The following is a 15,712-nucleotide window of genomic DNA, read 5'->3' as shown; positions in this document are numbered from 1 at the left end:
TCAAAAGTACGTTTAAATCGAAATCTTCCGTTCTTGTTCTAAAAGAACTGTATTTGTATCTATTTAAAGTATAAGGAGTTGAATATATATGAAGTCTTTTTCGGCTTTGTTTATCTTCTTTAGTTTCGATGTTTTCTTCTGAAAAAATTTGATATGGTAAAAGAAGTAGAAGTAGAAATATAAACAGAATTTGAAAATTCTTCTTATTTTTTTTCATTTTTTGGTTTCCTAATAAAATTTTAAAATATTTCGCATAACGAACTAGACTTACCGAAGTTCCCTGCCCCTGAGTCCCGGAACGGGACGTTAGGGACTGGCATGTAGCTTGCGTAAGCAAGGCGAATGCCAGAAAGGGAATTTGCCGTAGGCCGAGCGAGGCCTTGTGCCGAAGCGAAGCGGTAAGTCGCTGTTATACGACGTTCGGAGTTAGAGAGGGGAACTACAGTTCTCCTTTTATAAGTTTTTCTATTTTATCTTTTGGCGAATTATAATCATTGTCATCAAAACCTTTAGAATTCATTTGCATTTTTAATTTTTCGAAATTTAATCCAGTACATGGTCCAGAAGGATTTGAATTGTTTATTCCCGCCATCCAATTACATGCCATTTTGAAATATCCGCTGGCATTTGGATGAATGCCGTCTTGAGAGTAATCATTTTGATCATTTAAGAGGTTAAACATATTTACTAACCTGACTCTAGCTTTTATGATTGGCGGTAGAGCGTTATATTTACTATCAATAAGACTATTGTATAATTGTATTTGCGAATTTAGATTTGAAAACTGTTGATTAATGGAGGAAATTTGAATTATTTTTGCAACAACAACTGTAGTATTTGTATTTGCTGCTAGAATGTTATTAATAATAATAAATAAGTTATTTGCAGCTGTTTCGTAAGACTTATTTTGTAGAATGTCATTTGTACCAGCATGTAATAATGTGAAGTTTGAAAAACTAGCGAAGGTTGAGATTTGAATTAGCTGGTCTGTTCGATATCCTGGATAACCATCATGAGTTTGAGTATTAGTTATCCATTGTAAATAATAGGATCCACCGCTTTGGTAACCTTCAGTAGTAAAATATAATCCTAAGCCTTGAGTAGCAAGTAAAGTCAACCATCCTCTATATCCACCTCCAGCCAATGCAGGAGGCATACAAAGTTGTTGGTTAATTTGTGAAACGTAACAATTACCCCAATCAGAAAAACCAACACCATAAGTGATAGAATCACCGAAAGGTCGAATAAGAATGGGCTGTAACGATTGTGCAGTTAAACTAGTTAAGTTGGAATAGATGACTAATAGACCGGCAAATAGGATTTTTTTAATATTTTCTTTCATATTTTTCTCTTTTTTTAAAATTTATTCCGACGAATGTCGTATAACGAACAATATCTGTATGTCGTTTATTAAGCGTAGTTGTTGTATATTTCTATGTTTAATATATTTATTTCGTTTAACATTCGTGATCGGTGTTTTCTTTGCATTGTATTTTTGATTCTATTTTTGTATAAAATTAGCGTCTCTTGTTTAATGGGACATAATAAACTGATCGTCGGCCCTCTGGTTTTTCTGGGATTGGCATAGCTTCGCCCCCTCAGTCCCATTGAGTAAAAAGTGAATCTGATTCTTATTTCGAACATTTTGAGTTCAAATATTTTTTTGTTTGGTGGTCTTTTTTTCGTTTAACAAGAAAATATTTTGAAATTTTTTTTAAAAAATTTATGATTTATGCAATAAAAATGGAATTTGTTTTATTGATGGTTTTGCTATAATTTTCATCTTTTTGGAATGAGAAAGGTAAAAATGTTTCTTCGCTAATTAGTATATCAAAGTTTTTGAAAGTGGAGATTCCGATCCAAATTTCTTTGAAACATTTGACTAATAGATTTCTGTAGTATTTTTCATCATATTTTGGCGTTTGGTTGCTCATTTGTTTTAAATTCGGTATCCAATTAGTAGATTTGTTTTGTGGATTGCTTAGAATCTGATCAATTCCATTTGAATGTGAGATTGTAGTATTCGCGCTTATTCTATTTTTCTTTTCTCTTGTTTGGGAACTAGGATGAGTTGCAATTTCGTCTGCTTTCTGTGTTTGGTTCGTGAATCGATTTATTTCAGAATTGATTGTTGGGGGAGGCTCCATTTTGGTTTCTTTTCTTGTGGAATTGGTTTTTTCATTATGATTTATTTTTTTTTCCATTCGTTCTAAGGTTAGATAACGTTCTCCTTTTTTTTCAGATTTTTGGTTGATTACAATGTATTTGATTTTTTCTCCAGCTTGGACACGAACACCCATACCAAGTAGGTCTTTAACGGCAATGGTGCTAGGTGCATCAACGCTATAATCTTCTGGTTCCATTGAAGTCGATTTTTGGATAACCAAATCTTTCCAGTTAAGATCACCTGTTACAAGTTTGTTGTCGTGACGATAAAAGATTTTCATGATTTCAGATTCTTTTTTTTGCATTTCAGCAATTGTTTTGAATTGGCACATCCATTGGATCATTTGGTTTTGTGCATCACGAATTAATTTTGGAAAGTCTTTCCTTCTTGTGATGATGCCTCTGCCTTTGAATTGACCATTGGTAAATCTTCCCATATAACGGTTTGCTACTGGTAGTTTTTCATCTTGTGTAGAAGGTGGAAAACATATCCAAGAATAAATTCCTTCTACTTCCATCCGTATCTTCGTGCGCTTTTCAATTTCTAAACAAAGGAATGTTAGGTCTTCTTTTGTAATGGAACTATGATCCTTTTTCTGAATGAAGATACTATCTGTGATTCCATGTACAACCTTGTAATTATATTCTTCTGATACTTCTTTGGCGGTGATCAGTTTTTCTCGGCCAAAAGCGGTAACAGCTTCATGGCTTTCGAGTTTCCCAAATTTTGCATTTCGATAACCTAAATAACCAAAGGAGGTAACTAACATCCATTTTAAACTTGATTGTTTTGATTGGATGTTAATGGCATTGGGATGATTGTTTTTTTTTTGTTCTTTATAGTGATTACGTCTTTGGACTATGTGAGCCAATGCTTCCGAAACGATGCCTTTCCTTTTCGAACAAATTCGATAACCAAGTGAAGGAACCCTTTCTATGTCGGTTGAGTTTTCGCAACAGAGACAGTTGATGGTTTCAGGCGAGATGTTATGAGTTACCATGATACTGGGGTACATTTGGGAAAAATCAAGTTGGGCTACGTTTTCTAACACAAATCCATTTGATATATCGGCTTGGAAAACAAGACCTCCTTTATCAGCATTTAACAACTGCAAGGCAGATTTTTCTGATTCAAGAGCACTTTTTTGCCAAGGAACAAGGTAGTTCATACGAAGGGCAACATCAACCTCAATGTAAGTGAGTGCTTTTCCTGTGGAAGCTCTTGCCATTTTTTGAACAGGTAATCTAGAAATACGAGAAAGCTCAATGATTCCGATTAGTTCGGCTTCTTTGTATACAAAACTATTTCGGGAATCGATATGCCATCTACCAAACAATGGATAGGAAGGTGCTCTATACACTATGGTTCCGTAAGTATTGAAACTTGTTCCCTGTGTTTGGATGGAACGCCGAATCAAACTTGTTTTATCTCTATCGAATTCTGTTGTTAGGTGGTTTTCTTGAGCTGTTTTGAATAAATAGGGAAAAATGACTTGGTCACCAAAAGATGATAAAACAATATCTGGATTGTGTTTTAGAAAGATTTCGTTTAGCTTTTTGATGAGTGTGATTCCATTGCTTGTGGGGATTTTGTAGTTTTCATTGGAAGTTTCGATGATTAAGTTATTTTCACAGAAGGGATGTCTATGGCTTTTTTCTAAGTAAAGAGAAATTGCGCGTAGTTCTGGTACTTCATAGTCCAATTCGTTTATGTCGGTGAGGGACGTAATGGTTTTGATTTGATTTAATCTATTTTTAGAAACTTCATATTCTATTGTAACATAACAAAGAGGATAAATTTTTTTTTCTACCATGTATCCTGTGGTAATTTCAATATCGGAATGGTAGATATCATATTTACCGTACAGGTTAAAAAGTTTGTTTGTGATTTTTGGAAGGAGTTGTGGTTTTGAGATGACAAGTTTTAAAACGGGTATTTTTTTGTTTTGGTAAAACAGTATTTTTTCTGTGAAGTTTGGAATTTCTGCTAAGGCATCTAATTCATACAATCGTTTGACTAGTTTTTTTAAAATAGTAGGGGAAGCATTTGCATAAATGACGGGAAAGTATTCATCAACAAATAGTTTTAATTCACCTGAGTTAGATTTGATCCAAATATAGATTTTTTGTTCTGAATGATAGATATCAAATAGATAACCATTGTAAGTTTCCATTTTGAGTTGGACTTTAATTTATTTCAGAAGTATGTTTTGGGATTTAATATTCCCTAAAGTTTAGTTTCTTCCGGAATTTTCTTTTTTAATTCATTTAACTCTTTTTTTAATTCAATCATCATTGATAAAAGCATGGAATCGATTGGGTAGGGGAGTGATGCCATCACACCAGCTTGCACCTGTAATTTGGCGATTCGAATGAGATCATCATAAATCTCTTGGTCCACTTTTCTGAGTGCTCTTCTGAAATCAGATAAGTTTTCTTCGATTTGTAACATTTGGCGTGAATAAGGGGAAATGGTTCTGCCCATTTTATGCTCCAGTGATAGATGTTTTTCTTGTGCGGATCCTTGAGAGTCCTTTTTCTGTTTTGAGTTCCCATAGGGTTTGAGAAGCCCGTAAAAGTTTTGGGAAAAAAAGTTTAAAATTTTTATGAGAATAAGTCCATGATTCAATGATAAGGAGAGGGACATTTTCTGTTGGAAATTTTTCAATAAAACCAAGCATCAAATTTAATAAATAAATTCCTTCGTCATCTTTTACGTCCCCATCCAGAAATTGTTTACAAGGGGCTAACAAGAAATAGATGGTGTTTTCTCTTTTTTCTTTCAAAATATGTTGCAGAGCGTCTAGGATTTGGTAAGGAGTGAAGGCCCTTTGGATCTGAATTTGTTCTAAAAAAGGTTCTGGTGCGAGGTTTTGTTTTCTTGTTTCTTCTGTGATGGTGAAGGGATTGAAGCGGATGGCACAATCCAAGTTAAACACCTGGAAACCTGAACAAACCAGTGCGTATTGCCAATAGTGGGCAAGTTTGTACATTCCCCTTTCTCCCGTCAGAAGTCCCAAATCCTTTTGGTTCCAATTTTGTATTGGTTCGTAGATATTTGTGGAAGAGTAGTGGGTTTGTTCCGCGAGATCCATAATACTATTTATATGTATAGTAAAAATATGTAAAGTGAAATTTCCCTCGTTATCTTTTTTCACTCCCTGTAAAAATCCGAAGAACAGGATTTAAAGAGACATAATTCGAAAAAAATATTTAAGATCGGTTCTAAAACCATAGCGAATCCAACGGTTACTCAATGAAAATCAAATGTTGGAACGGTAGTAATCGAGTAGAGGGAGGAATGGAAACATTCAAATAAACGTTGGATACAAAAAAAAATGGAAAACGACCAACATCAATGAATGCACGTTTGGTGGTCGTTTGTTTGTGAGGGAATTTTAAAGAGGAGGAACTTCTCCAACCGTTTTTACACCAGTCACAAAATACCTGGTTTCGGCAAAACAACTGAAGGGAACACCAATGTGTTCTTCATATTCTAATACCACACGTTTGCCAATAGAACCATTCAATTGTTCGGCAATCGATTCATCACGAATACTGAAATAAAATTTTTCGGTCATAGTGCCTGGCATGGTCACTAGTGCCATTTCACCTTCCCAAGTTTTACAAACCCAACCCTTTTTGGAGAGTTTTTGGATGTAACCTGCACGGTCCCCTTCCGAATAACTCCAAGTGAGAGTAAGCCAAGTATAACCCGCAAACAGAATCGCGAGTAGGATGAGGAATAAACTGAAACGAAAGAGGAATTTGCCCATATATTAATGCTGAAGTATGCCACTGGAAGTAAAACTTTCAAGACAATATTTCTTCGAAACTTGGAAACAAAAGTTTGGAAATTGAGTTTGCGCCAAGGATACGGAGGGCTTGGTCTGCCTATGGCAGACGGGAGCGAACGCGCACCCCGGAGTAGCCTGGTCCTTTCACGGGAATGGTTTGGTGGTGGATCGAATGAGGCGCCAAAACCATACGCCAACCAAAAGATGAACAAATTTTCAAAAAAATAGGGAATTGAAGGGAAACGATTGTAAAAAATGGAACTTCGTGGTAGAGGAGACTCATTGGGTGGCGGGTCCAGTTCCCCACCCAAATCGGGCGGGGATACCACCGCAAACTTCTTGCCAAACTCCAATTCCCATCCCAAACTAACACCTATGCATCATAAATTTTTGATTTTTTTCATTTCGTTTATTCTTGTTAGTTGTTCGACTGGGGCATCTTACCAAAAACCAGAAAACGCCAAGGCCACCAAACAATGGGGTGTTGTGGAAGTAAAAGAAACTGCAAAAAGTATGAGTCATTCTTTATCAGTATATTATAAAACAGAAATGAAGACTGGTTTTTTGGAATGGAGAAAGTTACAAAATAGTACTTCGGAACATATTGATACAAAACTCATTACAAATGAAATTCTAAACCAACTTACGAAGGACAAGGTTCCTTTTGTTGATACCTCTGTTCGTGAAGATGCAACCAGGGAAATAGCATTTGGAAAAACAGGAATGGTTTTTTCCGATTCTCGTTTGGCCGTTGGAAAGTTTAAATCACCATCCCACCAAATCAAAGGTGAAATCAATGAGGTCGTTAATTTTGAATCAGGAACAAAAATTCAATACATCACAGTGACTCTATTTCTTGTGAGTTTGGAAACAAATCAAATCGTTTGGAGTGAACAAACTAACTTTCTTAAAAAAAGCAGAGTAGAAGGTTATGGGTTCTGAACATCTGGTACAAATCCAAACCTAACTTTGATTTTTCCCATAGCGGGCGTAAGGTGGTATGTGACGGGGCCTTGGTTAGAAGTTAGGATTGGTTCGTTTAGTTTTGATTTTGATTTACCAATCCAAACATATTCAGGGAAAAATCGGACGTATCTGTATTCATTGGATACATCTAAATCTTCTTTGATATTTTCTTTTGTTTGTCGAATTGATGTTTTCACCCATTCGCTTCCAAGTTGAAACCCAACAATCATTGTGATGAATCCAAGACCAACAACATGCTCAGAATGGACTTCTCCACCCACATAAACGAGTCCTGCACCTAATGCAATGATGCTGGCGCTCGCTAGGATGGAACCTGTGACCTTTAATGTTCCATTGGTCCCTTCCTTAATTGCAGTAGCAGATATCAATTGGAAGTATTTGGAATCTTCGACAAGTTCTGAGATTTCATTGTCTCGGATGAGATGACGTTCGTACCATCCTATAGTTCCTTTTTCTAAATTCAATTGTATGGATTTGGATTTGTCAACAAGTAGGAGGGAACTTTGTTTTCCGGAAGTTGTAAACTTAAGATTCCTTAGTCCTCGGATAAAGTTGAGATTGGCTGAAGGGTCCATTTCTGGTTCGGCACCTGGGCCTCCAAAAACAAAAATAAACTCACCGTCTATTGGAACCATCTCGTTTGCAAACGAACGAATTGCCGAAGATTGTGGTTTGATTTGAGTGGCTCTTCGAAAATCCACCATTGCTTCTTCTCTGGCCCCAGTTGAAAGCCAAAGAGATGCAAGTAATAGCCGTAAGGTGGGATCATCAAACTGGCCTTCCGCGCTCCATTCTCCACTTAACAAATTGCCTGCATACCTTGCTTGGATTTTTGCTTCTTCGTACTGTTCGACTCGTGAATAGTAGAGTCCAAGTAAAATGTGTAAGTAGATGATTTCTGCTTCTGATGCATAATATCCATCTTCTGATTCCATGTAAAAAAAAGATTTTAGAGTTCTAGAAGCACTAAATCTTAGGCGTTCTTTACTTGTTTCCGCGAGAGATTCCAGGTCACGGAATTCTCTTCCTCCAGAAAGAAAGGAAAGATGAGCTTTTTCTAATACGGCAATAAAACCTTTTCGTTCGTTTTGAGGTAATGTTGTGAGTGCATTGTCAATCGCTGCTTTTTTGTAGGAACGAAGGGAATCTTCATAGTCTTGGCGTTTCGCAAGACTTGTACATTGGATTGTGAAAATGAGAAAAAGGAACCAAACAGGAAGAATACGCATCAGGCATATCCTTCCTGCAATTTGAAACTTGTCTATTCGAAATACGATTTTAATCCAGTTTCAAATTCCACTTCTAGTGATTTGGTTGTCCATTCCCAATGGAAACCCTCTCCTTTGACGGAAAGGGAATTTTTAGAACTTGATGTTCCCAAGGAATAAAATGACAAACCATTCTTTTCAAACGATTCTTTCGCTTTTGCTTCATCCTTTGGTAGATAACTCACGATAAAACTAGCACCTGTTTCACCAAAACACAAAGTATCTAACCTTGGAATTTTTGTTTGTAATTCATTTAGGTTGGCTTCGATACCTTTTTTCCCAACAATTACAATCTTTGCGAGTGCTACAAGGAGACCACCAAGTGACAAGTCTTTGGCGGACGTCAAAAGTCCTTGTTTGCGGCATTGGATCAGGGCATCAATGGTTTGTTTTTCCTTTGCTAACGAAATTTTCGGAATGGCTCCTGTATCAAGGCCTTGGGATCTATACAAATACTCAGAGGCAGAAATCGTGGGTATAAAATCACCAACAAGTGCATACTTCACCACTTCGTTTGTTTTGGGGTAAGTGCGTAGTCCCTTTGATACATCGTCGATCACTCCCACCATACCAATGGTAGGTGTTGGAAACACAGGTCCTTCGGGGGATTCGTTGTAAAAGGAAACGTTTCCACCCGTAACGGGGAGTCCGAGGAAACGACATGCATCCCCAAGGCCTCTCACACATTCACTGAACACATAATAGTTCTCCGGGATGTAGGGATTTCCAAAGTTGAGGTTGTTTGTCACTCCATAAGGTTCAGCACCAGTCGCGGCAACGTTTCTTGCTGATTCACAAACTGCAATTTGTGCCCCTTCGTATGGGTTTAAATACGTATAACGCGAGTTACAGTCGGTTGCAACTGCAATTCCTTTTTTGGTTCCAGGGATTCGGACAAGACCACCGTCTTCACCAGGTTCTACTACTTTGACAAGACCCACTTCTGTGTCGTATTGTTCGTAAAGTGGCCTTCTAGAACTGATGTTTAGGGAAGATAGTAGACTATTGAGAGATTGAGGGACTGTGTCAGGTTTTAGATCGGGGATTTTGTTTGGATCAAATTGTACCACCTCATCTAAGTAAGATGGTCTTTTTTCTTCCCTCACATACCTTGGGGCGCCACCTCCGAGTACAAGGGATTCCGCTGGGATTTCCGCTTTGAGAGATCCGTTTTTACGGATGCGCAAAATTCCGTCACCCGTGACCGTTCCGATCTCAACTGCATTTAACCCCCATTTGTGGAAGATGGAAACGAGTTCTCCTTCTTTGCCCACTTCAGGGATCACAAGCATCCGTTCTTGGGATTCCGATAACATGATTTCATATGCATTCATATCTTGTTCACGGAGTGGGACTTTATCAAGATCCACATCCATTCCCGTTTTCCCTTTGGCACTCATCTCTGATGTGGCACAAGAGATTCCTGCTGCACCCATATCTTGGATTCCGACAAGGAGTTTCTTTTGGATGGCTTCGAGGGATGCTTCCATCAGAAGTTTTTCCATAAACGGATCACCCACCTGTACTGCAGAACGTTTTTCTTCTGATTCTTTGGTGAGGTCTTTGGAGGCGAAACTCGCACCATGGATCCCGTCACGACCAGTGGTCGCACCCACGATGTACACTTTGTTTCCCACTTGGCCTTTGGTCGAGGCAGAAGCCATTTCATCGTGTTTGGCGATTCCCACAGTCATTGCATTCACAAGTGGGTTTTTGGTAAAGGTAGGGTGGATAAAAAGTTCACCACCACCCACAGCGATTCCAAGTGAATTCCCATAATCACCAATCCCTTTGACCGCACGAGTGAGTAAGTATTTATTGCGAGGTTCTTTTGGATCACCAAACCGAAGTGAGTTGAGTGACGTAATGGGACGAGCACCCATCGTAAAAATATCACGCATGATCCCACCAACGCCAGTTGCGGCACCTTGGTATGGTTCCACAGCCGTTGGGTGGTTGTGGCTTTCAATTTTAAAAACAACCGCAAGGCCATCCCCGATGTCCATAGCTCCTGCGTTTTCTTCACCCGCTTGTGCCAAGAGTTTGTCTGATTTTGTAGGCAGTGTTTTTAGTTTTAAAATAGAATTTTTATAAGAGCAGTGTTCCGACCACATGGCGGAAAAAATTCCGAGTTCTGTTGAATTGGGAATCCTTCCTAAGATTTTTTGAATTTCAACAAATTCAGTTTCGGTAAGTCCGTGTTCTTTTGCTTCTTCCAGACTGACTTTCTCTTTTTCCATGGTATATCCTTAAATGAGTTCTCTATAATTGCGATTGAAATAGAGAAGGGGTGAACCTTCCTTTGTGGCCACAGCTTCCACAAGTCCGAGGAAAATCCAGTGGTCACCTGCATCGATGATTTGGTGCACCAGGCAATCCAAAGAAGCTAAGGAACCCTCTAAGATGGGGGCTCCGGTGGAAAGAGTTCCTGGGTTTAGGCCTTCCAAAACAACCGCTTTGTCCAGAGAACCAGAAGCAAAATCAGCGGAAATTTGTTTTTGTTCGGCAGAAAGAATATTCACCGCAAAGTTTCCAGCCGTTTCGATGGCTTCTTTTGCCTTGGAATGTTTTGCCAGACAAAATAAAACTAACGGTGGTTCTAAGGAAACAGAAGAAAAACTAGAAACAGTCACTCCCCCTTTTATGGCCTTTGACGCATAGGTAATGACGGATACTCCTGATGCCCAATGGGAAAGAGAAGATTTGAATTGGTCTGTGGCTACTGGCATAATGGCTCCGTATTGACAAATATCAATTTCTGGAAGGATTCTAAAATCGAAATTCCAATTGACCCCACACTATTTTTGAGAGTCTCATTAGGGAAAGGGATTTCCTATGAAAGCACTGACAAAACACAGAGAATTGATTTTACAAGACTTGAAAGAAAGACACGACCATCCAACTGCAAAAATGGTATTTGAGTCGGTCAGGGACAAAGCAGATAAAATTAGTTTTGCCACTGTTTACAATTCTCTCGAGTATTTAGTAGGCCATAAACTCGTGAACAAACTCAATATTGAATCGGAATCCGTTCGTTATGATGCCTTCCTTGACGACCATTCGCATTTGATTTGCCATTCTTGTGGGATCATCCTTGACGTTCCTGCACTCAAACTAGACGAAAGCACAGACTGGAAAGCGATGGGATTTGTGGCAGACCATATTGACATTGTGGTTTCTGGCACTTGTTCTTCTTGTAAGTCCCACTAAAATGTAATAGAAAGGGAGGTTTCCCCTCCCAAGCTTGCCCTATATGGGCATCATCCATTCCCTTTCTCCCGACCTCATCAACCAAATTGCGGCGGGAGAAGTCATTGAATCCACACATTCCATCTTAAAAGAACTCATCGAAAATTCCATCGATGCAGGTGCTTCCAAAATTGAAATCGCAACAGAAAGTGCTGGCCTTGGCCGTATCCTTGTTTCCGACGATGGACATGGGATATCAAAAGAGGATTTGCCTCTTGCCATCAAACGGTATGCCACAAGTAAAATCCAAAACTTCCATGACTTAGAACACCTCTTTACCTTTGGGTTTCGAGGGGAGGCACTTGCTTCGATTGCTTCCGTGGCAAGGCTTGTGATTGAGTCTGGAACGGAAGGAAACCGCACTGCAAACCGTGTGGTGGTTGAAGAGGGGAAAATTGTTTCTGAAGAAGAGATCCCGTTTTTCCAAGGAACAAAAATTGAAATTAAAGATTTATTCTATAATACACCCGTTAGGCGGAAATTTCTAAAAACCGAATCAGGGGAAGAGAAAAAAAATAGAACTCGAGTGCAGACAATGGCACTCGGAGAACCGAGTATCAGCTTTCGGTACGTACAAAATGGGAAGGAAGTATTTTTTGTCCAAAAAGAAGAACCTTTGGAGCGAGTGCTTTCCATTTATGGTGAAAATCTCCGTGACCATCTTTTGCCTGTTCATACAAGTCGGAATGGGATGACCTTACGAGGATTTATCTCCCATCCTGATTTTTATAAATCCTCAAGGACAGGTCAGTTCTTTTTCGTGAACAACCGTTCGGTGGAACTCAAATTTTCAGCACAGATATTAAAACGTTGTTATGGGGAGTTATTACCTAGTGGTGCCTTTCCCTATGCATTTTTGTTTTTTGACCTCCCTCGTGAGTTTGTGGATGTGAACGTCCACCCTCAAAAAAAAGAAGTTCGGTTTTTATCAGAAGAAACCATCACAGGGATCCTTTTCCAAGGAATCACAGAAGTTTTACGCTCATCCACTCCCGTTGAATTTTTAGAAATGCGCCGAAGGCTTTCCATGCCAATCCCGTATGAAAATCGGGGAGGAGAGTCTTCTTTTGGATCTGGATTCGGTGGCCCAGGATTTGGTGTAGGCCAAGGGATGTTTGGCAATCTCCAAACAGAGGGTGAGTCTCTCATTGGCCCAAGTTCCATTGAAGGCAGACAAGGATTTTCTTTGGAAGGAATTGGGGCTGGGACAAACTTACATTTATTAGGTGAAAATGTATCCAAACACCATTTGTTTGTTCCCAAAAAACACTTCGGTGTGATTTTTGAAACCTTTATCCTAGCCGAAGCGGAAGATGGTCTCTACATCATTGACCAACACACGGCCCACGAACGGATCCGATACGAGGAAGTATTACGGGATCTTAAATCCAAAGCCTATAAATCCCAAAGCCTACTCACTCCCATCCGTCTCGAACTCACAAAAGAAGAAGCCGAAGAGATGATCGCAGAAAAACAAAGGTTTAGTGAACTTGGGATCACCCTCGAACCTTTTTCCGGAGGTACAATCCTCATCCGTGAGGTCCCTTCTTATATTGATCCCGGGAAAGAAACGGAAACTATCCTCGACCTTTGGGAGCGGTTCAAGTCCAAAGACCCAGAAGAAAGAGAGTTGTATGACGAAATGGCAAAATGTGTGGCTTGTCGCTCCGCCATCAAAAAAGGGGACCAAGTCTCAGACCCCATCATTGGGGAACTCTTACAAAGGCTTTCGTACTGCGAAAATCCTTCCCTTTGCCCTCACGGCAGACCCACCCTCATCAAACTGACACGAAAAGACCTAGAGACCATGTTCCACAGGATCTAAACTGCCAAACGAATCCGAAAAACATTGATTGATTTATCGCTTTCGAAATTCTAGGTTCTGATGCCAAGACCCTTAGAAGGCAAAAACATGACCCTGCGTGAGAAGGAAAAAATCCTACTCCAAAAAATCAAAGCAGGGGATCCGACTGCCTATATGACACTAGTCTCTCCTTTCCGAGAGAGACTCTTCCGAAAAGCAGTTTCCATGGTCAAAGACGGCGATGACGCCGAAGACATTGTCCAAGACGCTCTCATTTCTGGTTACAAATCCATCCAAAACTTCCGTGCCGAGGCAGGCGTTTACACTTGGCTCTACCGCATTGTGGTCAATAAGTCCAAAGACTTACTTGCCAAAAAGAAACGCGGGCGTGAAAAACCCATGGATGACTCAGGGGATAACCAATTTGTGGATTCCCGTGTCGGATATGAAAAAAAATTGGAACTTTCTGAAGAATCGAGTTATCTAATGAGTAAGATTGCACTCTTAGAAGATTCCTACAAACAAGTCCTCGAACTCCGTTATTTTGAAAACCTTTCTTATAACGAAATTGCCGAGATTATGGAATGTAATGTAGGAACGGTTAAGAGTCGTCTCTTTAAGGCGAAGGAGTTTTTAAAGCACCTCATCCAGAAAGACGAAAAAGGAGAAGGTTTCTTTGAAAAATAGGTTTATGAATTTAAAAGATTGGTTTCGTGCTCAATACCCAGGTCTTTTCCCAGAAGACACGGATTCAGTGGTTTTAGAGAATAAAATTTGTTCTCTGTTCCAACACATCAAGGAAAAGGAAGATACCATCCTACCTCGAATGTCAAATGACTTTGATGTCCGATTGCTGAACCTCTTAGAATCAGTTTCCATTGATCGTCCCACAGAAAAAACCTCCTTCTCCTTCCGGGATCTCATTGAAAACCGCACAGTTCAGTATTCTTTTTCTGCAGTGATGGCTGTGAGTTTGGTATTTGTTCTCTTGAACCGTTCCCAATCGGAAACTACCTTCACAAAAAATGATTCTGCTGGAGTTGTGATTGAACAAAACAATTACCAATATGAACCTACAAGCATTGATTTAAGTGAACCTTACCAAAAACGAGTGTTACTCGATCATTTACGTTCGGCACCAGGTTCCGTCTATGGACTTCGCGAACTAGAACTATACTACGAAAAAACAGGTAGGGATGCTGCAGCTGAAGAGCTCCATCTCCTCATTGAATCCGTAGAAAAATAATTTAGAAACTAAAATTAAACTAAGTTTTTAGCAAACAAAACGGCATCCCGTGAACGGATGTCGTCAGCAGTTTTGAGGATAGCAAGTGCAAATTGTTCAATCCTTGCTTCCAATCGAAAACTCCCTCCACTCCTTTCTTTACTCTCTGTAAGGCGTTTTAATTCACTAAACCAAATCTGAATGGTGGCTTCTTCCTTTTTGCCACCGGTGACAAAGAGTCCTTCTCTCCATGCAAGTACAGGCACGAGTTCTTTCATATCTTCTTCTTTTTGGCTAAAGGAATTTGCTTTTTCGATGAGTTGGAGTAAAGGTGGCCAGCGTACAATGGTATAGGGAAAGAGTTGTGGGTCATTTAAAAAGGCAATGCGGTAATTATCGATACCTTCTTTTTCTTTTCCAGTCATCACCTGGGATTCTGCTAGATAATACAAAAGGACAGGAGATTGTTTGTTTCCACCATATAAAAGTACTTCAATGGCCATCGAATAGTCTTGGATTTTGATGAGACTTCGGGCGAGGTCACCTAGCAACTCTTTGTCGAGAGCATTTGATCCTTCCCATTGGTAAGCAAGTTTGAGATGGTCTCTTGCTTCTTTTAAGATACAATCTTGTGTGACAATAAAACTGTCTGTGTTTTGAAACCCACGTTTTCGCACTTCCGTTTCAAAATCAGAAAAAAGTTGGAGGAGTAATTTACCCCGTTCCTTTCCTTCCCTTGTTTTTAATATGAGATCGAGTCTGTGATCCCAAAAACTTGCGATATAAAATCCACTGATGGTGGCAATGTCCTCGGGATCACGATCCAGAAGTACAGAAAAGATAGATTTAGCAGTTTGAAACTCACCATTTCCAAGATAGGTGAGTGCTTCTTCCGACTTCTGGATCATAAGAGATTAGTGTTGGCTTTTTTTGTCGTGGTGTTTGCTTGTTTGGGAGATGATTTTGTCTTCTAAACCATCGATACACACATAAATGTCTTTGTCTTGGTTATGTGCGTTAAAATTATTTCCATCAGCGTGTAACTTGAGGTTAGCGTTGATTTCTCCATGGATGGCTTCAAAGGAAACTTCACAAGATACAACTTTTTGTACGAATTTTGTCACTCGTTCTAGTTTTTCATCTGCATATTTTTCAGCAGCTTCGGATCGGTCTAAATGTTTCCAAGTATAATTGATTTTCATAGTTTGTCCCAATT

The 15,712-nt window shown here is 39.3% G+C and carries 15 protein-coding genes and 1 pseudogene; 5 read left to right on the top strand and 11 right to left on the bottom strand.

The window, feature by feature from the left end:
* The 6 genes and pseudogenes from ND812_RS18450 to ND812_RS13530 all read right to left on the bottom strand — a co-directional run.
* A pseudogene (locus tag ND812_RS18450) lies at positions 1-217 on the bottom strand (hypothetical protein); the annotation flags it as partial.
* Positions 218-439: 222 nt separating this feature from the next.
* Positions 440-1,342 (bottom strand): GDSL-type esterase/lipase family protein, encoded by a 903-nt coding sequence (locus ND812_RS13550; RefSeq protein WP_265375875.1) that lies wholly within the window; start codon positions 1,340-1,342, stop codon positions 440-442.
* 388 nt (positions 1,343-1,730) lie between these two features.
* Positions 1,731-4,340 carry a DNA polymerase domain-containing protein gene (locus tag ND812_RS13545; protein WP_265375874.1) on the bottom strand — a complete coding sequence of 870 codons (2,610 nt, stop codon included), beginning with the start codon at positions 4,338-4,340 and terminating at the stop codon, positions 1,731-1,733.
* A gap of 53 nt (positions 4,341-4,393) precedes the next feature.
* A complete protein-coding gene (locus ND812_RS13540) occupies positions 4,394-4,651 on the bottom strand; it encodes a DUF8156 family protein (RefSeq protein WP_265375873.1) in 258 nt (85 codons plus the stop codon).
* A 1-nt stretch (position 4,652) separates the two neighbouring features.
* Complete coding sequence (locus ND812_RS13535; RefSeq protein ID WP_265375872.1) at positions 4,653-5,261, bottom strand: hypothetical protein; 609 nt, start codon at positions 5,259-5,261, stop codon at positions 4,653-4,655.
* Positions 5,262-5,564: 303 nt separating this feature from the next.
* Positions 5,565-5,942 carry a hypothetical protein gene (locus ND812_RS13530; protein WP_265375871.1) on the bottom strand — a complete coding sequence of 126 codons (378 nt, stop codon included), beginning with the start codon at positions 5,940-5,942 and terminating at the stop codon, positions 5,565-5,567.
* A 276-nt stretch (positions 5,943-6,218) separates the two neighbouring features.
* Here ND812_RS13530 and ND812_RS13525 point away from each other — a divergent pair, with 276 nt between their 5' ends.
* Positions 6,219-6,905, top strand: coding sequence for a penicillin-binding protein activator LpoB (locus ND812_RS13525; RefSeq protein ID WP_265375870.1), 687 nt, complete (start codon positions 6,219-6,221; stop codon positions 6,903-6,905).
* On the opposite strand, the gene ND812_RS13520 is transcribed toward ND812_RS13525, so the two are convergent.
* From ND812_RS13520 to ND812_RS13510, 3 genes are read right to left on the bottom strand one after another with little or no spacing between them, the layout of a single operon-like run.
* Positions 6,893-8,179 (bottom strand): hypothetical protein, encoded by a 1,287-nt coding sequence (locus ND812_RS13520; protein WP_265375869.1) that lies wholly within the window; start codon positions 8,177-8,179, stop codon positions 6,893-6,895. The two genes, ND812_RS13525 and ND812_RS13520, sit on opposite strands and share 13 nt — an antisense overlap.
* A 32-nt stretch (positions 8,180-8,211) precedes the next feature.
* On the bottom strand, positions 8,212-10,458 hold the full coding sequence (gene purL, locus ND812_RS13515; RefSeq protein WP_265375868.1) for a phosphoribosylformylglycinamidine synthase subunit PurL: 2,247 nt from the start codon (positions 10,456-10,458) through the stop codon (positions 8,212-8,214).
* Positions 10,459-10,467: 9 nt separating this feature from the next.
* Positions 10,468-10,947 carry a flavin reductase family protein gene (locus tag ND812_RS13510; protein ID WP_265375867.1) on the bottom strand — a complete coding sequence of 160 codons (480 nt, stop codon included), beginning with the start codon at positions 10,945-10,947 and terminating at the stop codon, positions 10,468-10,470.
* Between the two features lie 106 nt (positions 10,948-11,053).
* On the opposite strand from ND812_RS13510, the gene ND812_RS13505 reads away from it, so the two are divergent.
* The 4 genes from ND812_RS13505 to ND812_RS13490 are packed head-to-tail and all read left to right on the top strand — an operon-like array spanning position 11,054 to position 14,517.
* Positions 11,054-11,428 carry a Fur family transcriptional regulator gene (locus ND812_RS13505; RefSeq protein WP_265375866.1) on the top strand — a complete coding sequence of 125 codons (375 nt, stop codon included), beginning with the start codon at positions 11,054-11,056 and terminating at the stop codon, positions 11,426-11,428.
* 43 nt (positions 11,429-11,471) lie between these two features.
* Entirely contained in the window at positions 11,472-13,292 is a 1,821-nt protein-coding gene (mutL, locus tag ND812_RS13500) for a DNA mismatch repair endonuclease MutL (RefSeq protein WP_265375865.1), read from the top strand.
* A gap of 60 nt (positions 13,293-13,352) precedes the next feature.
* A complete protein-coding gene (locus tag ND812_RS13495; RefSeq protein ID WP_233440819.1) occupies positions 13,353-13,958 on the top strand; it encodes an RNA polymerase sigma factor in 606 nt (201 codons plus the stop codon).
* Positions 13,959-13,962: 4 nt separating this feature from the next.
* On the top strand, positions 13,963-14,517 hold the full coding sequence (locus ND812_RS13490; protein WP_265357548.1) for an LIMLP_12425 family protein: 555 nt from the start codon (positions 13,963-13,965) through the stop codon (positions 14,515-14,517).
* Between the two features lie 14 nt (positions 14,518-14,531).
* Here the strand turns inward: ND812_RS13490 and ND812_RS13485 are convergent, their stop codons facing one another.
* The gene (locus ND812_RS13485) at positions 14,532-15,404 is read right to left on the bottom strand and encodes a hypothetical protein (RefSeq protein ID WP_265375864.1); all 873 of its coding nucleotides are present in this window, start codon (positions 15,402-15,404) and stop codon (positions 14,532-14,534) included.
* 6 nt (positions 15,405-15,410) lie between these two features.
* Positions 15,411-15,698, bottom strand: a complete 288-nt coding sequence (gene hpf, locus ND812_RS13480; protein ID WP_100719583.1) for a ribosome hibernation-promoting factor, HPF/YfiA family — start codon at positions 15,696-15,698, stop codon at positions 15,411-15,413.
* Between the last annotated feature and the right edge of the window lie 14 nt (positions 15,699-15,712).

This window comes from Leptospira limi, from assembly GCF_026151395.1.
Classification (GTDB): Bacteria; Spirochaetota; Leptospiria; order Leptospirales; family Leptospiraceae; genus Leptospira_A; species Leptospira_A limi.
Note: the sequence above shows the minus strand (reverse complement) of the source record. Positions and strands in the feature narration are given on the sequence as shown.